The sequence below is a fragment of the Bradyrhizobium sp. Ken64 genome, from assembly GCF_055807555.1.
The window spans coordinates 260,926-280,539 of the sequence record NZ_JBVVPA010000002.1 but is presented as its reverse complement, the minus strand read 5'-3'; the positions used below and the strand labels follow the sequence as shown (position 1 = coordinate 280,539).

The window sequence follows — 19,614 nt, the reverse complement described above, 5'->3', positions numbered from 1 at the left end:
CATCATAACTCGCCACCGGGGGTGAAGCCTCGGAGCGCGCCTCCGTGGCCGGAGGCTGAGCCTGCAACGACGCAGCGGTGAGCCTGGAAGGGATTCTGCAATGACCAAGAGTCGGACTTGGATTTCGGACTGGCGTCCCGAAGATGAGGCGTTCTGGAATGCGACTGGCAAAACTATCGCGGGACGCAACCTGATCTGGTCGATCGTGGCCGAACATATCGGCTTCTCGGTCTGGCTGATCTGGAGCATCGTCACCACCAAGCTGCCGCAGGCGGGCTTCCACTACACCACCGACCAGCTGTTCCAGCTCGTCGCGGTGCCCGGGCTGATCGGCGCGTTGATGCGCTTTCCCTACACCTTCGCGGTGACGACCTTCGGCGGTCGCAATTGGACCATCTTCAGTGCGGCGATCCTGTTCATTCCGACGCTCTCGCTCGCCTATTTCGTCGGCCAGCCCGACACGCCGTTTTGGCTGATGCTGCTGATTGCCTCGACCGCCGGCCTAGGCGGCGGCAATTTTGCGTCCAGCATGACCAACATCTCGTTCTTCTTCCCCGACCGGATGAAGGGGTGGGCGCTCGGACTGAATGCGGCCGGCGGCAATATCGGCGTCTCCAGCGTGCAGCTCCTGACCCCGATCCTGATGACGCTCGCCGTCATCAACCTGTTCCAGGCAACCCCTGTCGACGGTGTTTTCCTGCAAAACGCCGGCCTGATGTGGGTGCTGCCGATCGCGATCGCGGTGTTCGGCGCAGTGTTCTTCATGAACAACCTGACCACGGCCAAGTCGTCGATCAAGAACCAGCTCGCCGTGGTCAAGCGCAAGCACACCTGGATCATGGCCTATCTCTATATCGGCACGTTCGGCTCCTTCATCGGCTACTCGGCGGCATTTCCGCTGCTGATCAAGACCCAGTTCCCGCAAGTCACGATCGGGATCGCGTTCCTGGGACCGCTGGTCGGCTCGCTGTCGCGGCCGCTCGGCGGCTGGCTTGCGGACAGGATCGGCGGCTCGGTGATCACGTTCTGGAATTTCATCGTGATGGCAGGCGCCACGATCGGCGTGCTCTATTTCGTCGGGCATAAGGATTTCATCGGCTTCCTCTCGATGTTCCTGGTCCTGTTCGTGACGACGGGAATCGGCAACGGCTCGACCTACCGCATGATCCCCTCGATCTTCCGCGAGCAGAATTTGTTCAGGGTGCGCGGCAAGGGCGCTGCGGAGCGCGCGGTCGCCTTGAAGACAGCGAGCATCGAGAGCGGTGCTGCGGTCGGCTTCATCGGAGCGGTCGGCGCCGTCGGCGGCTATCTGATCCCGACCGGGTTCGGCAAGTCGATCGCGCTGACCGGCGGACCGCAGCTCGCGCTTGCGATCTATCTCGGCTTCTACGCCTCCTGTCTCGCGCTGACCTGGTGGTTCTATCTGCGTCGCAGCCCGCAGGGTGAAGGCGCGTCAAGCCTCACCGGCGCGCGAGTTTAACACTTGGTACGAATCTCGCTTCTCCCCGTACGCGGGGAGAAGCATTGCCCGACAGTTTGACAATGAACCTGGTTCGCAATGGCGCGCACCAAGGCAAACCCAACAGGCAGGAGAACATCATGACGCCAGAACAGATCACCCTCGTCCAGCAGAGCTTTGCCAAGGTCGCGCCGATTTCCGCGCAAGCCGCGGTGCTGTTCTACGATCGCCTGTTCGAGGTCGCGCCATCCGTGCGCGCGATGTTTCCCGAGGACATGACCGAGCAGCGCAAGAAGCTGATGGGCATGCTCGCCGCCGTCGTCGGCGGTCTGTCGAACCTCGACTCGATTCTTCCCGCGGCCTCGGCGCTTGCGAAGCGTCACGTCGGCTACGGCGCCAAGGCCGAGCACTACCCCGTGGTCGGCGCGACCTTGCTGTGGACCCTGGAGAAGGGGCTCGGCGAGGCCTGGACGCCCGAACTCGCCACCGCCTGGACCGACGCCTACGGCGTGTTGTCCGGCTACATGATTTCCGAGGCCTACGGCGCACAGCCGCAGGCCGCTGAATAGGAGATGCGTTGTGAGTGAACCGCTGGTCATCGTCGGTAACGGTATGGCGGCCGCGCGTCTGGTCGACGAGCTCGCCAAGACCTCGCTCGGCCGCTACGCGGTCGCTGTGATCGGCGAAGAGCCGCGGCTCGCTTACAACCGCGTTCTGCTCTCCTCGGTGCTGGCCGGCGAGACCGGCTCGCACGAGATCGAGCTCCGGCCCGCCGACTGGTGGCGCCATCGCGGCGTCACGGTGCGCTACGGCTATCGCGTCACCGAGATCGACACCGGCCGACGCGAGCTCAAGATCGAAGGCGAAGAGAGCATGGAATATTCCAAGCTCGTGCTCGCTGTCGGCTCGACGCCGCTGCGGCTCAACGTGCCGGGCGCCGATCTCGCCGGCGTGCACACCTTTCGCGACACCCGCGACGTCGACCTGCTGCTGACGCTCGCTGCCGCCAAAAAGCGCGTCGTTGTGGTCGGCGGCGGTCTGCTCGGACTCGAAGCGGCTTACGGCCTCGCCAAGGCGGGAGCGCCCGTGACGCTGCTGCACCTGATGGACCGGTTGATGGAGCGCCAGCTCGATGCCCCCGCCGCCGACCTGCTCAAGACGCTGGTCGAGCGCAAGGGCATTCGCATCCTGCTCAATGCATCCACAGCCCGCATCCATGGCGAGGGCCATGTCGAAGCGGTCGAGCTTGCCGACGGCAGCCGCATCGAGGCCGATGCGGTGATCTTCGCTGCCGGCATCAGGCCCAACATTGCGCTCGCAAAAGACGCCGGCATCGCAGTCAACCGCGGCATCGTCGTCAACGACGAGATGCAGACGGCGTCACCCGATATCTACGCGCTCGGCGAGTGCGCCGAGCATCGCGGAACCTGCTACGGCCTGGTCGAACCTGCCTACGAGCAGGCGCGCGTGCTGGCGCGGCATCTCTCCGGCCGTCCCGCGGCCTATCAGGGCAGCGTGGTCTCGACCAATCTGAAAGTGTCGGGCGTCAGCGTATTCTCCGCCGGCGACTTCATGGGCGGGGAGGGCAGCGAGAGCCTCGTGCTGTCAGACCGCAGGCGCGGCACCTACAAGAAGCTCGTCATCGCCGAGGGCCGGCTCACCGGCGCCCTGCTGATTGGCGATACCGTCGATGCGCTCTGGTATCTCGAACTGATCCGCAACCGCGAAAAGGTGGCGGCGATCCGCGCCGACATGATGTTCGGCCGCGCGCTCGCGGGTCCCTCCAAAGCGGCTTGATAGAGGCGGCTTGATATGACGGCGATCGATCCTGAGCTCCGCGCCACCAAGACGACCTGTCCGTATTGCGGCGTCGGCTGCGGCGTGCTGGCGACGCCAGACGGCAAGGGCGGCGCGGCGATCGCGGGCGATCCCGATCATCCTGCCAATTTCGGCCGGCTGTGCTCCAAGGGCTCGGCGCTCGGCGAGACCGTCGGGCTGGAAAGCCGGCTGCTCTATCCGATGATCCGCTGCAAGGGCGTGCTCGAACGCGTCGCCTGGAGCGATGCGCTCGATCACGTCGCCCACCGCATGCAGCACATCGTCGCGCGCGACGGCGCCGACGCGGTCGCATTCTATCTCTCGGGCCAGCTGCTGACCGAGGATTATTACGTCGCCAACAAGCTGATGAAGGGCTTTGTCGGCACGGCGAACGTCGACACCAATTCGCGGCTATGCATGTCGTCCTCGGTCGCCGGTCACCGTCGCGCCTTCGGTGCCGACACCGTACCCGGCTGCTACGAGGATCTCGACCAGGCCGATTTGCTCGTCTTTGTCGGCTCGAACGCCGCATGGTGCCATCCCGTGCTGTTTCAGCGCATGCTGAAGAACCGGCAGGAACGCGGCGCGCGCATGATCGTGATCGATCCGCGCCGCACCGACACCGCGACCGATGTCGATCTGTTCCTGGGCCTCAAGCCCGGCACCGACACGGCGCTGTTCTCCGGCCTGTTCGTTCACCTCGCCGACAATGGTGCCCTGAATCAGGACTACATCGGGCAAAACACGTCGGGCTTTGACGACGCGCTGGCGCGCGCACGCAGCATCGCCGGCAGCGTCACCGCCACCGCACTGGCGACCGGCCTCTCCGAGCAGGACGTTGCCACCTTCTTCAAGATGTTCCGTGACACGCCCCGCGTCGTCACGCTGTACTCGCAAGGTGTCAACCAGTCGGCGCAGGGCACCGACAAGGTCAATGCGATCCTGAACTGCCATCTCGCCACGGGCCGCATCGGCAAGGCCGGCGCCTCGCCGTTCTCGCTCACCGGCCAGCCCAACGCGATGGGCGGCCGCGAGGTCGGCGGCCTCGCCAACCAGCTCGCCGCACACATGAACTTCACGCCGCCGGACATCGATCGCGTGCGGCGGTTCTGGAAGGCGCCGCGCATCGCCACCCATGAAGGGTTGAAGGCGGTGCAGCTGTTCGAAGCCATCAACCGCGGCGAGGTCAAGGCGCTGTGGGTGATGGGCACCAACCCCGCAGTGTCGCTGCCCGACGCGGACTTCGTGCGCGAGGCGCTGAAGAAGCTCGAGCTGTTCGTGGTCTCCGAGAACGTGCTCTCCAACGACACGGTCGATGCCGGCCCGCACGTGCTGCTGCCCGCGCTCGCCTGGGGCGAGAAGTCGGGCACCGTGACCAATTCCGAGCGCCGGATCTCGCGCCAGCGCTCGTTCCTGCCGGCGCCCGGCGAGGCGCGGCCGGACTGGTGGATCCTGAGCGAAACCGCAAAACGCCTCGGCTTCGGCGACAGTTTTAACTACAAATCCGCCGCCGACATCTTTCGGGAGCACGCCGCGCTCTCGGCGTTCGAGAACGATGGCAGCCGCGACTTCGATATCGGCGCGCTGACTTCACTGTCCGACGAAGGCTTCGACGCCTTGAAGCCCGTGCAGTGGCCCGCACGTGAAGGCGAGGCGCCCGGCGAGCGCTTCTTCGCGGCCGGCGGGTTCTTCACCAATGACGGCAAGGGCCGCTTCGTCGCGCCGGAGGTGCCGGCGCTGCGTGGCGAGACCGGGCCGTCGCGGCCGCTGCGGCTCAATACCGGGCGCATCCGCGACCAGTGGCACACCATGACCCGTACGGGTCTCAGCCAGCGGCTCGGCGCGCATCTTCCCGAGCCGTTCGTCGAGATTCATCCCGATGACGCGAACAAATACAACATCGTCCATGACGGCTATGCCCGCGTCACCACCGATTACGGCCAGTGCACCCTCAAGGTCGTCGTCAGCGACCGTCAGCAGCGCGGCACGCTATTCGCGCCGATCCACTGGAGTGCGATGAACGCCTCGCACGGTCGCGTCGGGGCGCTGGTCGCACCGTTCACCGATCCGTTCTCGGGACAGCCGGAGTCCAAGGCGACACCGGCTGCGATCGCGCCTTATGAGTACGTCTTCCGCGGCTTTGCGTTGTCGCGCAAGCAGCTGGAGCTGCCGCCGAACCTGATGTGGACCCGCGTAACTGTTGCCGGCGGCTTCGGCTACCTCTTTGCCGACAATGCCGACCTGTCGCGCTGGCCGGCCTGGCTCGAGAGCGTTGCCGGCGAGGACGTTGCCGACTATCGCGACTTCGGCGGCGGCGTTTATCGCGCGGCTTCGTTTGCCGGCGACCGCATCGAGACCTGCCTGTTCGTCGGCCCCGCGCATGATGCCGGCGACTGGGAGGTGGTGAAGAGCCTGTTCGTGGCTGACCATGTCACCGACGAGCAGCGCCGCATGCTGTTGTCGGGCAAGTCCAGCGAGGACACGGCTTCGACCGGTCCTGTCGTCTGCGCCTGCTTCGGCGTCGGCCGCGGCACCATCTGCGACACCATCGCCGCAGGCGCGCGCACAGCCGCCGAGATCGGCGCAAAGCTGAAGGCCGGCACCAATTGCGGCTCCTGCATCCCCGAGCTGAAGCGCCTGATCGCGACGACGGAGGTGGCACCAGTGAAGCAGGCGAAGGTCGCGGGCGCCGCGGGGTAGAGGTCTCTCCTCCTCGTCGTCCTGGCGAAAGCCAGGACCCATTACCCCGGTCAGCGTTTGTCGAAGCCCGTTGTGGCCACCATCATCCGCAACAACATCTTCGTGTGGTAATGGCTCCTGGCTCCCGTGCGCAATTGCGCACTAGGCCAGGACGACCCCGAGAGCGTGGTGAAGCTGTCGCGCGGATCGACGGCCTCTGCTTTGTGCCCTATGCTGCCGCGCATTCCGTCAGTTCAACAAAGATAACAACAATGATGTACCTGGAAACGCCGCCGCGCCTGATCGAGACCAAGCTCTTTTCCGCCATGCCCGACAAATTCCGCCGCAAAGGCGAGCGAACGGATTGGGCCGATGCCAACCGGCCGGGAGTGCCGACGGACTCCTTCATCGAAGGGCCGTCGTTCGACAAGGATGGCAATCTCTACATCGTCGACATTCCGTTCGGCCGCATCTTCCGCATCGCGCCCGACGGCGAATGGTCGCTGGCGATCGAATATGAGGGTTGGCCGAACGGGCTGAAGATCGCGGCCGACGGCCGCATCCTGGTCGCCGACTACAGGCACGGCATCATGGAGCTCGACGCCGAGGCAGGACGCATCAGGCCTGTTCTGACCGCGCGCAATTCGGAATCATTCCGCGGCTGCAACGATTTGCATCTCGCTTCCAACGGCGACATCTATTTCACCGACCAGGGTCAGACCGGCCTGCATGACCCGAGCGGCCGTGTCTATCGCCTGACGCCAGGCGGCCGGCTGGATTGCCTTGTTAACACCGGCATCAGTCCGAATGGTCTGGTGCTCGATCCAACCGAGACCGTGCTGTTCGTCGCGATGACGCGCGACAACGCGGTGTGGCGGTTGCCGTTCATGAAGGACGGCAGCGTGTCGAAGGTCGGCCGCTTCTGCTCGCTGTTCGGTACCAGCGGCCCCGATGGCATGACCATGGATGCCAAGGGCCGCCTGTTCGTCGGCCACGCCTCGCTCGGCCATGTCTTCGTGTTCGCGCCCAATGGCGAATTGATAGCGCGGGTCAAGTCGTGTGCAGGGCCGAATTGCACCAATGTTGCCATCGGTGGTGCGAACAAAGATCGGCTCTACATCACGGAGTCCGCAACCGGTAGCGTATTGGTCGCTGACATCGGCGTGTTGAACTCTTGAGCTCGATGGCGGTTGCCTGAGCGAACGAGCGGTATCGGAGCAAATATGAGCACAAAACCCTTCGGCAAAACCGGCGGCAGCGTCTCCGTCATCGGGCAGGGCACCTGGTATCTCGACCATGGCGATCGCAAGCGCGCGATCGCGGCGCTGCAGCGCGGGCTCGATCTCGGCATGACCCACATCGATACCGCCGAGATGTATGGCGATGCCGAGCTCGTCATTGCCGATGCAATCGCGGGCCGACGCGACGAGGTGTTCCTCGTGTCAAAGGTACTGCCGAGCAACGCCTCGCGCCGCGGAACTATCACCGCCTGTGAGCGCTCGCTGAAGCGGCTGAAAACTGATCGGCTCGATTGCTATCTGCTGCATTGGCGCGGCTCCTATCCGCTGGAGGACACCGTCGCCGCGTTCGAGGAACTGGTGAAGGCCGGCAAGATCAAATCCTGGGGCGTTTCCAATTTCGATGCCGACGATCTCGACGAGATGCTCGACGCTGCCGGCGAAGGCCGCATCGCCTGCAATCAGGTGCTCTATCATCTGAAGGAACGCGCAATCGAGCACGCGGTGATCCCGTGGTGCGAACAGCATGGTGTCGCCGTCGTCGCCTATTCGCCGTTCGGCCACGACGATTTCCCTGCGAGCAACAGCAAGGGCGGCGCAGTACTGGCGCGCATCGCGGAGGCGCGGCGCGCGACGCCGCGCCAGGTCGCACTGAGCTTCCTCACCCGTGCGACTACGGTGTTCGCCATCCCGAAGGCGTCGTCCGCGGAGCATGCCGGCGAAAACGCCGCGGCCGGCGATCTCGTGCTGACGAAAGATGAGATTGCGGCGCTCGATGCGGCGTTTCCGCGCGGTCCGAAGCCGCGCGGCCTGCCCATGCTGTAGTGCACAAACGCCTGTTATTAATGGAGTCTTGACGCGCGCGGACGTGAGCGCATATCGGCATCCTGTTTTCGGAAGTTGTGAAAGCGGCGCAATTATCGTTTTTTACGATCATTCCCGATTCGCATTCCTAGGTTCCAGCCGTGACCCCGCCGCCCGCCGCAGCCGCAAGGCTCGACAGTATTCCCATGTCCATGCCGGAAAAGAAGCCGCAGGCGCGCCGCGCGCCGGCGCGCGTCGATCATCCCTTCAAGGGCATCGCGCTGGTGCTGCTGTCGACCATCTTTCTCGGTTGCTCCGATGTCACCGCGAAATATCTGTCGTCGAGCCTGCCGTCGATCGAGATCACCTGGATCCGCTTCGTGACGTTCGCGCTGATGTTCACGCCGGTGATGCTGCCGGGTTCGCCGCTCCATGCCATGCGCACCGAACGCCTCGGCCTGCAGCTGATGCGCGGCGCGGCGTTGCTCGGCTCTTCGCTGTTCTTCATCACCGGCCTGAGCTTCCTGCCGATCGCGGAAGCGTCCGCGACCGGCTTCGTCTCGCCGCTGTTCGTCACCGCGCTCTCGATCGTGTTCCTGAGCGAGAAGGTCGGCATGCGCCGCTGGATCGCGACGGCGATCGGCCTGACCGGCGTACTGATCATCCTGCGCCCCGGCTCCAGCGCGTTTCACGCCGCCGCGTTCTTCCCAATCGTCTCGGCGTTCTGCTGGGCTGCGGCGCTGATCCTGACGCGCATGATGAGCGGGCGTGAAGCTGTCCTCACCACGATGGCCTATTCGGCGCTGACGGGCGTTGCGATCCTCTCTCTGATGGTACCGTTCGTCTGGGTCACGCCGACCTGGACCGCGATCGGGCTTGGCATCGTGATCGGCGTCGCCTCCACCGTCGGCCAGTGGATCATCGTGCTGGCCTATCGCTACGGCGATGCCTCGGTGCTGGCGCCGTTTTCCTACACCCAGCTGCTGTGGGTGAGCATTCTCGGCTTCTTCCTGTTCGGCGAAGTGCCTGATGTCTGGACCGTCACCGGCGCGGCCTTCATCGTCGCCAGCGGGCTCTACATCGCCCATCGCGAGCGCATCCGCCGCGCCCAGCTCCTGATCCTGGAAGAGCGGTCCCCGAACCCCTGACGCAAGATCGCGCGTCCGCTTCGTGCTATCAACGGCTCCAATAAAACGGGAGGAGCCGGATGCGCGCTGCGATTTTCAGGAACGGCGAGATTGTCGTCGACCGGATGGCGGAGCCAAAGCCGGGCTCCGGCCAGGTGCTGGTCAAGACGCTCGCCTGCGGCATCTGCGGCTCCGATCTGCACGCGCGCCAGCACGCCCACCGCATGGTGGAGATGGCGCGAAAGACCGGCCGCAAGCCGATGGACCTCGCCCGCGACGTCGTGTTCGGCCATGAGTTCTGCTGCGAGATCGTCGATTTCGGTCCGGGCACTGTGCGCAAGCTCAAGCCGGGCACGCGCGTCTGTTCGCTGCCGGCCCTCGTGACGTCGCAGGGCATCGAGGGCATCGGCTATTCCAATGACAATATTGGCGGCTATGCCGAGGCGATGCTGTTGAGCGAAGCGCTGCTGCTCGAGGTGCCCAACGGTCTCGCGCCGGAGCACGCCGCGCTCACCGAACCGCTCGCGGTCGGCGTTCACGCGGTCGCCAAGGCCAACATCCGAGGCGGCGAAGTGCCGCTCGTGATCGGCTGCGGTCCGGTCGGGCTGGCGGTGATTGCGGCGCTGAAGCTCAAGGGCCTGCATCCGATTGTCGCGGCCGACTATTCGCCGGCGCGGCGCGCGCTTGCGGCAAAACTCGGCGCCGATATCGTCGTGGATCCCAGGGTGTCGCAGCCCTATGCGACCTGGGCCGAGCATGCGCAGATGTCGGATGCGGAGAAGGCGGCGCGGCCACCATTCCAGGCGATGCTGCCCGCCCTGAAGCCCGCGATCATCTTCGAATGCGTCGGCGTGCCCGGGCTGTTGCAGCAGGTGTTCGAAGGCGCCCCGCGCGATGCCAGGATCGTCGTGGTCGGCGTCTGCATGGAGACCGACACAAGTGAGCCCATGCTCGGCATCATGAAGGAGCTCAACGTCCAGTACGTGCTGGGCTATACGCCGGCCGAGTTCGCAGCCTCGCTGCGCCTGATCTCGGAAGGGCAGGTGGATGCGGCGGCGATGGTGACGGCGGAAGTCGGCATCGACGGCGTCGCAAAGGCTTTCGTCGATCTCGCCAATCCCGAAGCGCACACCAAGATCATCGTGCAGCCATGGCGGTGAAGGCTGGTTGAACATCTCTCTGCGGCCATCCTTCGAGACGCCCGCCTGCGGCGGGCCCTCAGGATGAGGTCCTGACATGCGGCGAAATGCTAGACGCTCGTGGTGAGGAGCCCGCGAAGCGGGCGTCTCGAACCACGCAGGCCGCGCTCGTTCACCTTCGTCAATACTTCGAAGGCACGTGCATCTCCGCCGGAATCGGTCCGCGGTGATAGTCGGGGTTGCGGACGCGCGGCGGCAGCACCACAGGCGCGCGCGAGACCTCCTGGTACGGGATCTGGCTGAGCAAATGCGAGATGCAGTTGAGCCGGGCGCGCTTCTTGTCCACGGCATCGACGATCCACCACGGCGAATCCGGCAGATGCGTGTACTCCAGCATCGTCTCCTTGGCCTTGGTGTACGCCTCCCAGCGGCTGCGCGCCTCGACGTCCATCGGGCTCAGCTTCCACTGCTTGAGCGGATCCTTGATGCGCATGGTGAAGCGGAACTGCTGTTCGTCGTCGGTGATAGAGAACCAGTATTTGATCAGGATGGTGCCGGAGCGGATCAGCATCCGCTCGAATTCCGGCACCGACTGGAAGAACTCCTGGTATTGCTCGTCCGTGCAGAATCCCATCACGCGCTCGACGCCGGCGCGGTTGTACCAGCTGCGATCGAACAGCACCATTTCGCCGCCGGCCGGCAGGTGCGAGACATAGCGTTGGAAATACCATTGCGTGCGCTCGCGCTCGCTCGGTGCCGGAAGCGCGGCGACACGGCAGATGCGGGGGTTGAGGCGCTGGGTGATGCGCTTGATCACGCCGCCCTTGCCGGCGGAGTCGCGGCCCTCGAACAGCACCACGACCTTCTTCTTCTCGCTCTGCACCCAGTCCTGGAGCTTGACCAGCTCGCCCTGAAGGCGGAGCAGCTCACGGAAATAGAGCCTGCGATCCACCGTCGGTCGGAGCGCGTCGGTCTCGTCCAGCAGTTCGTCGAATCTGGAGTCGTCGAGCTCGAGTTCCAGCTCTTCGTCGAGATCGTCGGTCATTTCCCGGATGATGCGCTTGCGTTTGGCCATTTCAGGGGTGCGGTCGGATGCGGTCATGGGTCCTTCTTTCGGCAGGGTACCTGTCGCCCGTGACCATCGGCGGGGCTTATTGCGTCCATGTGACACCGGTTCCGAAATAGCCCGGCGGGGCCGTCACACCGGCAGCGCGATCGAATATTTCACCTGGCTGAGCGCAAAGCTGGACTCGATCGAGGCGATGCCGTCGAGCCGGGTCAGCTTGGTCTTCAGGAAGGTCTCGTAGGAGGCGAGGTCGGCCGCGACCACGCGCAAGAGATAGTCGCGGTTGCCGGTCATCAGATAGCACTCCAGCACCTCGTCCCATTTCGAGATCGCCCGCGCGAAGCGGTTGAGATCCTCCTCCTTCTGCCGCGCCAGCTTGATCGAGATGAAGACGCTGACATGCAGCCCCAGCGCCTTCTGGTCGACGGTCGCGATGTAGCGCGAGATGACGCCGCGCTCCTCCAGCAGCTTGACCCGGCGATGGCAGGGCGAGACCGACAGCCCGACCTTGTCGGCCAGCTCCTGCATGGTCAGCCGGCTGTCGTTCTGGAGGTAGCCGAGGATTTTGCGGTCGATGGCGTCGAGGTCGGGCATTGGGATGAACCTGTCGTTTTCGGCGATTACTTGGTAATCTATCCCAACATTAGTTGGTATTGCGCCAAAAATTGAGAAGTTCGGCGCTTCCCGCAGGGGTATCATCAGGCACCTGTTTGCCGGGAGCATTGCCATGCCCGTTGATATCGCCCGCCTCGACACATTGACCGCGCTCGCCCGCAAGGCGCTGTGGCTGTCGTCATGGACCATCCATCACGCCAACCACGTCCGCGCGAACGCGGACGGCCTGAAGGTCGGCGGACATCAGGCCTCGTCGGCCTCGCTCGCCACCATCATGTCGGCGCTGTATTTCCACGTGCTGAAGCCCGAAGATCGCGTCGCGGTGAAGCCGCATGCAAGCCCGGTGTTCCACGCCATCCAATATCTGTTCGGCCGGCAGAGCCGCGAGAAGCTGGAGAATTTTCGTGGCTTCAAGGGCGCGCAGTCCTATCCCTCGCGCACCAAGGACGTTGACGACGTCGATTTCTCCACCGGCTCGGTCGGCCTCGGCGTCGCGCAGACGCTGTTCGCCTCGCTGGTGCAGGACTACGTCAAGGCACATGGCTGGATGAAGGATCGCCGCGAGGGGCGGATGATTGCCCTGGTCGGCGACGCCGAGATGGACGAGGGCAACATTTTCGAGGCGCTGGCGGAAGGCTGGAAGCACGGCCTGCGCAACACCTGGTGGGTGGTCGACTACAACAGGCAGTCGCTCGATGCCGTCGTCCGCGAAGGTCTCTGGGAAAAGTTCGAGACCGTATTCCGCAATTTCGGCTGGGACGTGGTGATCGTGAAATATGGCCGCCTGATGCGCGAGGCCTTTGCGGAAGCTGGCGGCGAGGCGCTGAAGCGCTGGATCGACAATTGCCCGAACGCGCTCTACGCCGCGCTGTGTTTCCAGGGCGGCGCGGCATTCCGCAAACACCTCCACGACGAGATCGGCGATCAGGGCCCCATCACCAAGCTGATCGACAAGCGCAGCGACGACGAATTGCTGGCGCTGATGTCGAACCTCGGCGGCCACGACATGGCGAGCATGCTGGACGCCTTCGAATCCATCGATCACGATCGCCCGGTCTGCTTCATCGCCTACACCATCAAGGGCGTCGGTCTGCCGTTCCAGGGCCACAAGGACAATCACGCCGGTCTGATGACGGTCGCGCAGATGGAGAAATATCGCGACAGCCAGAACATCCGGCCCGGACACGAATGGGAGAGATACGAGGGTCTCGCCCAAAGTGCCGCCGAGCTCGACGCCTTCCTCGCGGGCGTGCCGTTCAACCAGGACGGCCGCCGGCTCACCGCGCCTGTGATCGAGGTGCCGTCGCAGCTCGCCTTCAAGCCGGCGCCGCAGATGTCGACCCAGCAGGGTTTTGGGCTGGTGCTGAACGAGATCGCGCGCGGCGACAGCGAGCTTGCACAGCGCATCGTCACGACATCGCCTGACGTCACTGTCTCGACCAATCTCGGTCCGTGGGTGAACCGGCGCGGCCTGTTTGCGCGCGGCGAGAAGGCGGATTTGTTCCGCAGCGAGAAAATTCCATCCACCTTCAACTGGGATTTCTCGCCCAAGGGTCAGCATCTCGAACTCGGCATCGCCGAGATGAACCTGTTCATCATGCTCTCGGCCCTCGGCCTGTCGCACCAGTTCAACGGCGAGCGGCTGCTGCCGGTCGGCACGCTCTACGATCCCTTCATCGAGCGCGGTCTCGATGCGCTGAATTATGCCTGCTACCAGGATGCCCGCTTCATGGTGGCGGCGACCCCATCAGGTATCACGCTCGCGCCCGAAGGCGGCGCGCATCAGTCGATCGCAACCCCTTTGATCGGCATGGCGCAGGACGGCCTCGCCTCGTTCGAGCCGGCCTTCGTCGACGAGCTCGCCGTGATCATGGGGTGGGGCTTCAATCACATGCAGCGTGATCCCGGCGAGGGCGGCTCGGTCTATTTGCGGCTGTCGACGCGCAGCATCGAGCAGGCGCAGCGGATCATGACACCCGAGCTTGCACAGGGCATCACCGACGGCGCCTATTGGCTGCGCAAGCCGGGCCCCAATGCCGAAGCCGTCATCGCCTATACCGGCGCCGTTGCGCCGGAAGCAATCGAGGCGACCGGCTTCATCGGCGAGAGCCGGCGCGACATCGGCCTGCTCGCGATCACGTCCGCGGATCGTCTGCATGCGGGGTGGACCGCCGCACGGAAATTGCGCCGTGATCGGAGGGGCGTGCAGCATCTCAGCCACATCGAAAGACTGCTCGCGCCGCTGCCGCGCGACTGCGGCATCGTGACCGTGATCGACGGTCATCCGGCGGCTCTCGGCTGGCTCGGCAGCGTCCGCGGCCATCGCGTCGAGGCGCTCGGCGTCGAGCAGTTCGGTCAGACCGGCACCATCGCCGACCTGTACCGCCACCACGGCATCGACGCCAACGCCATCATCGATGCGGCCGAAAGCCTCACCACCGGCGCGCCGGTGTTGCATCGGAAGATGGCGGTGTAAGTCTCCGTCGTCGTCCTGGCGAAGGCCAGGACCCATACGCCGCGGCGCTTGTTGTAAGCGACAGGTGGCGGGTTCAATTGCCGGCGCTTTCGTGCAAGGATGCCTGCCGAAACGCCCCCCAAGCCCCAAGAAGAGGTTCACAATGGTCAATCGCATGCAATTCTACATCGACGGCGCCTGGGTCGATCCCGCCGTCAAGAAGTCCACCGCCGTGGTCAATCCGGCGACGGAAGAGGCGATGTACGAGGTTGCGCTGGGCTCCAAGGCCGACGTTGATAAAGCTGTCGCCGCCGCCAAGCGCGCGTTCGTGACATTCTCCCAGACCAGCCGTGACGAGCGCGTCGCGCTGCTCACCAAAGTCATCGAGATCTACAAGGGCCGCCTCAAGGAGATCGGTGCCGCCGTCTCCGACGAAATGGGCGCGCCGCTGCCGATGGCCGAAAAGCTGCAGGCCGGTGCTGGCCTCGGCCACCTCATGACCACGCTCGACGTGCTCAAGAACTATCATTTCGAGGAACCGGTCGGCACCGCCATGGTGCTGCGCGAGCCGGTCGGCGTAGTCGGCATGATCACGCCCTGGAACTGGCCGCTCAACCAGATCGCCTGCAAGGTCGCGCCCGCGCTCGCCGCCGGCTGCACCATGATCCTGAAGCCGTCGGAGTTCACCCCGACCTCGGCGCTGATCTTCGCGGAAATCCTTCATGAAGCCGGCGTGCCGAAGGGCGTGTTCAACCTCGTCAACGGTCTCGGCCCCGAGGTCGGCGCCGCCATGAGCGAGCACCCCGATATCGACATGATCTCCTTCACCGGTTCGACCCGCGCCGGCATCGACGTGGCCAAGCGCGCGGCACCGACCGTGAAGCGCGTCAGCCAGGAGCTCGGCGGCAAGTCGCCGAACGTCATTCTCGAAGGCGCCGATCTCACGAAGGCGGTGACCGGCGGCGTGATGCACATGTTCAACAACTCCGGCCAGTCCTGCAACGCGCCCTCGCGCATGATCGTGCCGGCCGCGAAGATGAAGGAAGTCGCCGCGATCGCGAAGGCCGTCGCCGACAAGACCAAGGCGGGCGATCCGCGCGCCGAAGGCACCACCATCGGTCCCGTGGTCAACCGCGGCCAGTGGGACAAGATCCAGGGTCTGATCAAGAAGGGCATCGACGAGGGCGCAACGCTCGTCGCCGGTGGCCCCGGCCTGCCTGAAGGGGTCAACAAGGGCTTCTATGTCCGTCCGACCATCTTCGCCGACGTCACCCCCGACATGACGATCGCTCGCGAAGAAATCTTCGGACCGGTGCTGACCATCATCGGCGCCAAGGACGAAGCCGAAGCGGTGCACATCGCCAACGACACGCCCTATGGGCTTGCCGGCTACGTCACGGGTGCGTCCGTCGAGGACGCCAAGCGTGTCGGCCGCCAGATCCGCGCCGGCAACGTTAACCTGCAGGGCGTGCCCAACGACCGCTCCGCGCCGTTCGGCGGCTACAAGCAGTCCGGCAACGGCCGCGAGTGGGGCAAGTACGGCCTCGAGGACTTCCTCGAAGTGAAGGCGGTCGCCGGCTTCAACGCGGCGTAAGCGTTAGCGCCTGAACCAACAAAGCGCCGGAGCGGGCAACCGCTCCGGCGTCTTTGCTTTTTCGTAGCCCGCATGGAGCGAAGCGGAATGCGGGGACTGTCCCGGATTGCGCTTCGCTCCATCCGGGCTACGGGCTCAGAAAGACGGCGGAGAAACTATCCCCCGAGCGCGCCTTGCGTATTCACATACAACGCGTAGATCGACTGGCTCGCGGCCATGAACAGGCGGTTGCGCTTGACGCCACCGAAGCAGAGATTGGCGCAGCGCTCGGGCAGTGCGATGCGGCCGATCATGACGCCGTCGGGCGCGAACACCACGACGCCGTCGAGCTCGGGATCGCCCATGCCCCAGCCGCACCAGAGATTGCCGTGAATGTCGCAGCGCATGCCGTCCGGCGTGCCCGGACCCGCGTCGATGTGGACGCGCTTGTTCGAGATCGTGGTGCCGTCCGCCGAGACGTCATAGGCGAGGATTTTCCGGTTCGGCACGCCGCGTGATTCCACAACGTAGAGGATTTTCTCGTCCGGCGAGAAGCACAGGCCGTTGGGCCCGAGCACGCCTTCGGCAACGATGGTCGCCTTGCCGGTCGTGGGGTCGAACCTGTAGACGTTCGGCTCGATCTCGGGCTCGGCCTTGTAGCCCTCGTAATTGCCGAGCAGGCCGAAGGTGGGATCGGTGAACCAGACCGCGCCGTCGGATTTCACCACGACGTCGTTCGGCGAGTTGAGCTTCTTGCCGCCAAACGAGTCCATCAGCACGGTGATGCTGCCGTCATATTCGGTGCGGGTGACGCGTCGCCCGCCATGCTCGCAGGTGACGAGCCGGCCCTGTCGATCCCTGGTGTTGCCGTTGGCGAAATTGGAGGGCTTGCGGAACACCGAGACCGCGCCGGTCTCCTCCTCCCATTTGATGATGCGCTGGTTCGGAATGTCGCTGCACAGGAGATATCGCCCGTCGCCGAACCACACCGGACCCTCTGCCCAGCGCAGGCCGGTCGTCAGCCGCTCCACCGCCGAGAGTTTTAGCCAGTATTTTTCGAAGCGGGGATCGAGTGCCTTTATCGCCGGATCGGGATAGTAGCTCGCCGGCCGCCAGCCTGGCCGCTCCTGGGGATGGGACGATGCCTCATTCATGTCGGTTCTCTCGTTTCGTTCCCTCTGGACAATCCTGCTATCATTAGAGACATGTGACCGCAAATTGGTCGCCAAAGGCGAGGAAAGACATGCCGCGTATCTTGATGACGGGAGCTTCGGGCGGAATTGGAACGCGTCTGCGGAAGCTGTTGCCGCCGATCTATCCCGACCTGCTGCTCTCTGATATCCGCCCGCCGGCCGATCTCGGCGCGAACGAGCAATTCAAGGCGGCGGACCTGTCAGACCTTGCGCAGTGCGAGGCGATCTGCGAGGGCGTCGACGGCATCATCCATTTCGGCGGCTATTCGGTCGAGGGTCCCTGGAACGACATCCTCCAGGCCAACATCATCGGCGGCTACAATCTGTTCGAGGCCGCGTATCGCAAGGGCGTCAAGCGCGTGGTGTTCGCCTCCTCGAACCATGCCGTCGGATTCTATCCGCGCCACCACAAGATCGGCACCGACGTGACCCCGCGCCCCGACGGCCGCTATGGCGTCAGCAAGGTGTTCGGCGAAGCGGTTGGGGCGCTCTATGCGGACAAGCATGGCCTGAAGGTGACTTGCCTTCGCATTGGTAATTTCGGCGACGTGCCGCTGGATCATCGCCGGATCTCGATCTGGCTGAAGCCGGAAGACCTGGTGCAGCTCTGCCAGATCGGGCTCGAGCATCCCGACATTCATTTCGAGATCTTCTACGGCGTGTCCCTCAACGAGCGCGCCTGGTGGGACAACCACCGCGCCTACGAGTTCGGCTACCGTCCCACGGGCCGCTCCGAGGACCACGTGGCGCATGCGATGGCCGAGCAGGCCAAGTTGAAGCCCGATCCGATCGGCGATCACTATCAGGGCGGCGCGTTCTGCAGCAACGAGTTCGACGGCGACACAAGTCGCATCATCGATTGGAATAAGCGGTAGGAGCGCATTCGCGAATCCAGGGCGTCGGAATCGACGCCCTAGACCACGCGCTTGCCGGCCTGGGCCGCGATGGGCCGCTGCACAAAGTACATCAGGATCAGGGAAATCACCGCCGTCGTCACGACGACGTATCCCAGCCGGTCGAAATGCCGCAGCGTACCGTCGGGATCCTGCGCGATCAGCGCGGCGGCGAGCACGGAGCCGAGCCCGCCGGAGAGCTGTTGCAGCGACGCGCCGACCGCGCTGAAGGAGCCGCGTTGCGCCGGCTCGGGGATTGCGGAAATCAGCGCCTGCGACGGGATCATGCGGGAGAAGATGCCGACGAACATCAGGACGTTGACCAGGATCGCGACCGTCAGGCTCACCTCGCCGAGGTGCGTGTAGATCAGCACCATGACGATCGACATGGCGCTGCCGAAGACAAAGGTGGGATATTTGCCGAAGGCATCGCTCGCCCGTCCCACCAGCGGTCCGATGACAATGCTGAACAGGCCGGAGACGAGATAGATCGTCGGCAGATGCACGATGTCGATGCCGAGATTGTGCACGGTGTAGGCGCTGCCGAACGGCATCAGCATGTAGCCGCCGGTCGCCAGCAGGGTCGTCACCGAGAACGCCATCCAATAGCGCGGCTGCGAAACCGTTGCGATCAGATGCCGGAACGGGTTTCGATCCTGCTTCAGCCCGAGATGGCCGTTCACCGGCTTCATCAGGAACATCACGGCGGCCATGCCGATGACAGACAGGCCGACCAGTGCGCCGAACGCGACGTGCCAGTTCCACTGGTTGGCGAGGAAAAGACCGGCGGGGATACCCAGCACCTGGCTCGCGGCAAAGGCGGTTTGCACGAAACCCATGACGCGGCCGCGTAATTGCAGCGTAAACAGATCGGTGACGATGGCGAGCACGACCGAGCCGATCACGCCGCCGAACAGGCCGGTCACGATCCGCCCCAGCAGCAACAGATGATAGTTGGGCGCGATCGCGCACAGCATCGTGCCAAGGGTGAAGCCGGCGTAGAAGAACAACAGCAGCCGTTTGCGGTCGAACCGATCGGCAAAGCCGGCCGCCAGGATGCCGGAAATTCCCGCGCTGAATGCGTAGGCCGAGACGGCCACCCCGAACTGGGCGGCCGAAATATCAAGCGCCGGCATCATGATGGCGCCGAGCGGCGACATGATCATGAAATCGATGATGATCGTGAACTGGACCAACGCCAGCAGCGCAACGAGGATCGCCTGGTAGCGCGAGAAGCTGCGGGACAGCTGTTGCGGCTCGACGATCGGCTCGGTCAGGGTTTGTTCGGTCATGGCATTTCATTCGGGAGGGAGGTGGAGGAGGACGCGCGACGTGGCGCCGGAGCCCGGGCGGTATTTATTTCCGGCGCTGCGAAATTTCGATGGCTTGACAAACAGTTTTAGTGTCCGTCCTGCCGCGGTGCCTCGATTCACACAGGGCGAGCGACGCAAAGGCCTGAGCCTCGCTTTGGCCGTTCCGCCCATTGATCCAGATCAACGTTGCTCTGGCCGTCTGGCTCTCGATTTTGCGACCGCAATTCGGCAATCGGTGCCTT

Annotated in this window: 15 protein-coding genes; 11 read left to right on the top strand and 4 right to left on the bottom strand. The window is 64.5% G+C overall.

Translation table 11 applies throughout. The annotated features are described in order from the left end of the window. Positions 1-100 precede the first annotated feature (100 nt). From AC0L2F_RS04450 to AC0L2F_RS04415, 8 genes are all read left to right on the top strand, one after another. The gene (locus tag AC0L2F_RS04450; RefSeq protein WP_473247619.1) at positions 101-1,480 is read left to right on the top strand and encodes an MFS transporter; all 1,380 of its coding nucleotides are present in this window, start codon (positions 101-103) and stop codon (positions 1,478-1,480) included. A 119-nt stretch (positions 1,481-1,599) separates the two neighbouring features. Next, on the top strand, positions 1,600-2,028 hold the full coding sequence (locus AC0L2F_RS04445; RefSeq protein WP_007593949.1) for a globin family protein: 429 nt from the start codon (positions 1,600-1,602) through the stop codon (positions 2,026-2,028). 10 nt (positions 2,029-2,038) lie between these two features. Further along, a complete protein-coding gene (locus tag AC0L2F_RS04440) occupies positions 2,039-3,256 on the top strand; it encodes an NAD(P)/FAD-dependent oxidoreductase (protein ID WP_084777320.1) in 1,218 nt (405 codons plus the stop codon). Between the two features lie 15 nt (positions 3,257-3,271). Beyond that, entirely contained in the window at positions 3,272-5,977 is a 2,706-nt protein-coding gene (locus AC0L2F_RS04435) for a nitrate reductase (protein ID WP_473247618.1), read from the top strand. Between the two features lie 254 nt (positions 5,978-6,231). Beyond that, complete coding sequence (locus AC0L2F_RS04430; protein ID WP_063996600.1) at positions 6,232-7,134, top strand: SMP-30/gluconolactonase/LRE family protein; 903 nt, start codon at positions 6,232-6,234, stop codon at positions 7,132-7,134. Between the two features lie 45 nt (positions 7,135-7,179). Next, positions 7,180-8,019, top strand: a complete 840-nt coding sequence (locus AC0L2F_RS04425; protein WP_473247617.1) for an aldo/keto reductase — start codon at positions 7,180-7,182, stop codon at positions 8,017-8,019. Between the two features lie 185 nt (positions 8,020-8,204). Then, on the top strand, positions 8,205-9,146 hold the full coding sequence (locus AC0L2F_RS04420; RefSeq protein WP_473247616.1) for a DMT family transporter: 942 nt from the start codon (positions 8,205-8,207) through the stop codon (positions 9,144-9,146). 59 nt (positions 9,147-9,205) lie between these two features. After that, the gene (locus AC0L2F_RS04415; RefSeq protein ID WP_473247615.1) at positions 9,206-10,285 is read left to right on the top strand and encodes a zinc-binding dehydrogenase; all 1,080 of its coding nucleotides are present in this window, start codon (positions 9,206-9,208) and stop codon (positions 10,283-10,285) included. A 160-nt stretch (positions 10,286-10,445) separates the two neighbouring features. On the opposite strand, the gene ppk2 is transcribed toward AC0L2F_RS04415, so the two are convergent. Both ppk2 and AC0L2F_RS04405 read right to left on the bottom strand, forming a co-directional pair. Further along, positions 10,446-11,366, bottom strand: coding sequence for a polyphosphate kinase 2 (gene ppk2, locus AC0L2F_RS04410; protein WP_473247614.1), 921 nt, complete (start codon positions 11,364-11,366; stop codon positions 10,446-10,448). A gap of 96 nt (positions 11,367-11,462) precedes the next feature. Further along, positions 11,463-11,924, bottom strand: coding sequence for an Lrp/AsnC family transcriptional regulator (locus tag AC0L2F_RS04405; protein ID WP_007607777.1), 462 nt, complete (start codon positions 11,922-11,924; stop codon positions 11,463-11,465). A 133-nt stretch (positions 11,925-12,057) separates the two neighbouring features. Between AC0L2F_RS04405 and AC0L2F_RS04400 the strand changes: the two genes are divergently transcribed. Together AC0L2F_RS04400 and AC0L2F_RS04395 are read left to right on the top strand one after the other, a co-directional pair. Further along, positions 12,058-14,421: a transketolase gene (locus AC0L2F_RS04400; RefSeq protein WP_473247613.1), complete on the top strand. Its 2,364-nt coding sequence runs from the start codon at positions 12,058-12,060 to the stop codon at positions 14,419-14,421. A 142-nt stretch (positions 14,422-14,563) separates the two neighbouring features. Then, entirely contained in the window at positions 14,564-15,994 is a 1,431-nt protein-coding gene (locus tag AC0L2F_RS04395; RefSeq protein WP_007607780.1) for an aldehyde dehydrogenase family protein, read from the top strand. 155 nt (positions 15,995-16,149) lie between these two features. Here the strand turns inward: AC0L2F_RS04395 and AC0L2F_RS04390 are convergent, their stop codons facing one another. Beyond that, on the bottom strand, positions 16,150-17,127 hold the full coding sequence (locus AC0L2F_RS04390) for an SMP-30/gluconolactonase/LRE family protein (protein WP_473247612.1): 978 nt from the start codon (positions 17,125-17,127) through the stop codon (positions 16,150-16,152). Between the two features lie 89 nt (positions 17,128-17,216). On the opposite strand from AC0L2F_RS04390, the gene AC0L2F_RS04385 reads away from it, so the two are divergent. Continuing rightward, positions 17,217-18,041, top strand: coding sequence for an NAD-dependent epimerase/dehydratase family protein (locus tag AC0L2F_RS04385; RefSeq protein ID WP_007607787.1), 825 nt, complete (start codon positions 17,217-17,219; stop codon positions 18,039-18,041). 38 nt (positions 18,042-18,079) lie between these two features. Here AC0L2F_RS04385 and AC0L2F_RS04380 read toward each other — a convergent pair whose 3' ends face one another. Continuing rightward, a complete protein-coding gene (locus AC0L2F_RS04380; protein ID WP_007607789.1) occupies positions 18,080-19,351 on the bottom strand; it encodes an MFS transporter in 1,272 nt (423 codons plus the stop codon). Positions 19,352-19,614 lie beyond the last annotated feature (263 nt).

Excerpts from the sequence above, each read along its gene's own strand:
- AC0L2F_RS04450 (WP_473247619.1), top strand. The coding sequence starts at position 101 with ATGACCAAGAGTCGGACTTGGATTTCGGACTGGCGTCCCGAAGATGAG.
- AC0L2F_RS04445 (WP_007593949.1), top strand. The coding sequence starts at position 1,600 with ATGACGCCAGAACAGATCACCCTCGTCCAGCAGAGCTTTGCCAAGGTC.
- AC0L2F_RS04435 (WP_473247618.1), top strand. The coding sequence starts at position 3,272 with ATGACGGCGATCGATCCTGAGCTCCGCGCCACCAAGACGACCTGTCCG.
- AC0L2F_RS04430 (WP_063996600.1), top strand. The coding sequence starts at position 6,232 with ATGTACCTGGAAACGCCGCCGCGCCTGATCGAGACCAAGCTCTTTTCC.
- AC0L2F_RS04425 (WP_473247617.1), top strand. The coding sequence starts at position 7,180 with ATGAGCACAAAACCCTTCGGCAAAACCGGCGGCAGCGTCTCCGTCATC.
- AC0L2F_RS04420 (WP_473247616.1), top strand. The coding sequence starts at position 8,205 with ATGTCCATGCCGGAAAAGAAGCCGCAGGCGCGCCGCGCGCCGGCGCGC.
- AC0L2F_RS04415 (WP_473247615.1), top strand. The coding sequence starts at position 9,206 with ATGCGCGCTGCGATTTTCAGGAACGGCGAGATTGTCGTCGACCGGATG.
- ppk2 (WP_473247614.1), bottom strand. The coding sequence starts at position 11,366 with ATGACCGCATCCGACCGCACCCCTGAAATGGCCAAACGCAAGCGCATC.
- AC0L2F_RS04405 (WP_007607777.1), bottom strand. The coding sequence starts at position 11,924 with ATGCCCGACCTCGACGCCATCGACCGCAAAATCCTCGGCTACCTCCAG.
- AC0L2F_RS04400 (WP_473247613.1), top strand. The coding sequence starts at position 12,058 with ATGCCCGTTGATATCGCCCGCCTCGACACATTGACCGCGCTCGCCCGC.
- AC0L2F_RS04395 (WP_007607780.1), top strand. The coding sequence starts at position 14,564 with ATGGTCAATCGCATGCAATTCTACATCGACGGCGCCTGGGTCGATCCC.
- AC0L2F_RS04390 (WP_473247612.1), bottom strand. The coding sequence starts at position 17,127 with ATGAATGAGGCATCGTCCCATCCCCAGGAGCGGCCAGGCTGGCGGCCG.
- AC0L2F_RS04385 (WP_007607787.1), top strand. The coding sequence starts at position 17,217 with ATGCCGCGTATCTTGATGACGGGAGCTTCGGGCGGAATTGGAACGCGT.
- AC0L2F_RS04380 (WP_007607789.1), bottom strand. The coding sequence starts at position 19,351 with ATGACCGAACAAACCCTGACCGAGCCGATCGTCGAGCCGCAACAGCTG.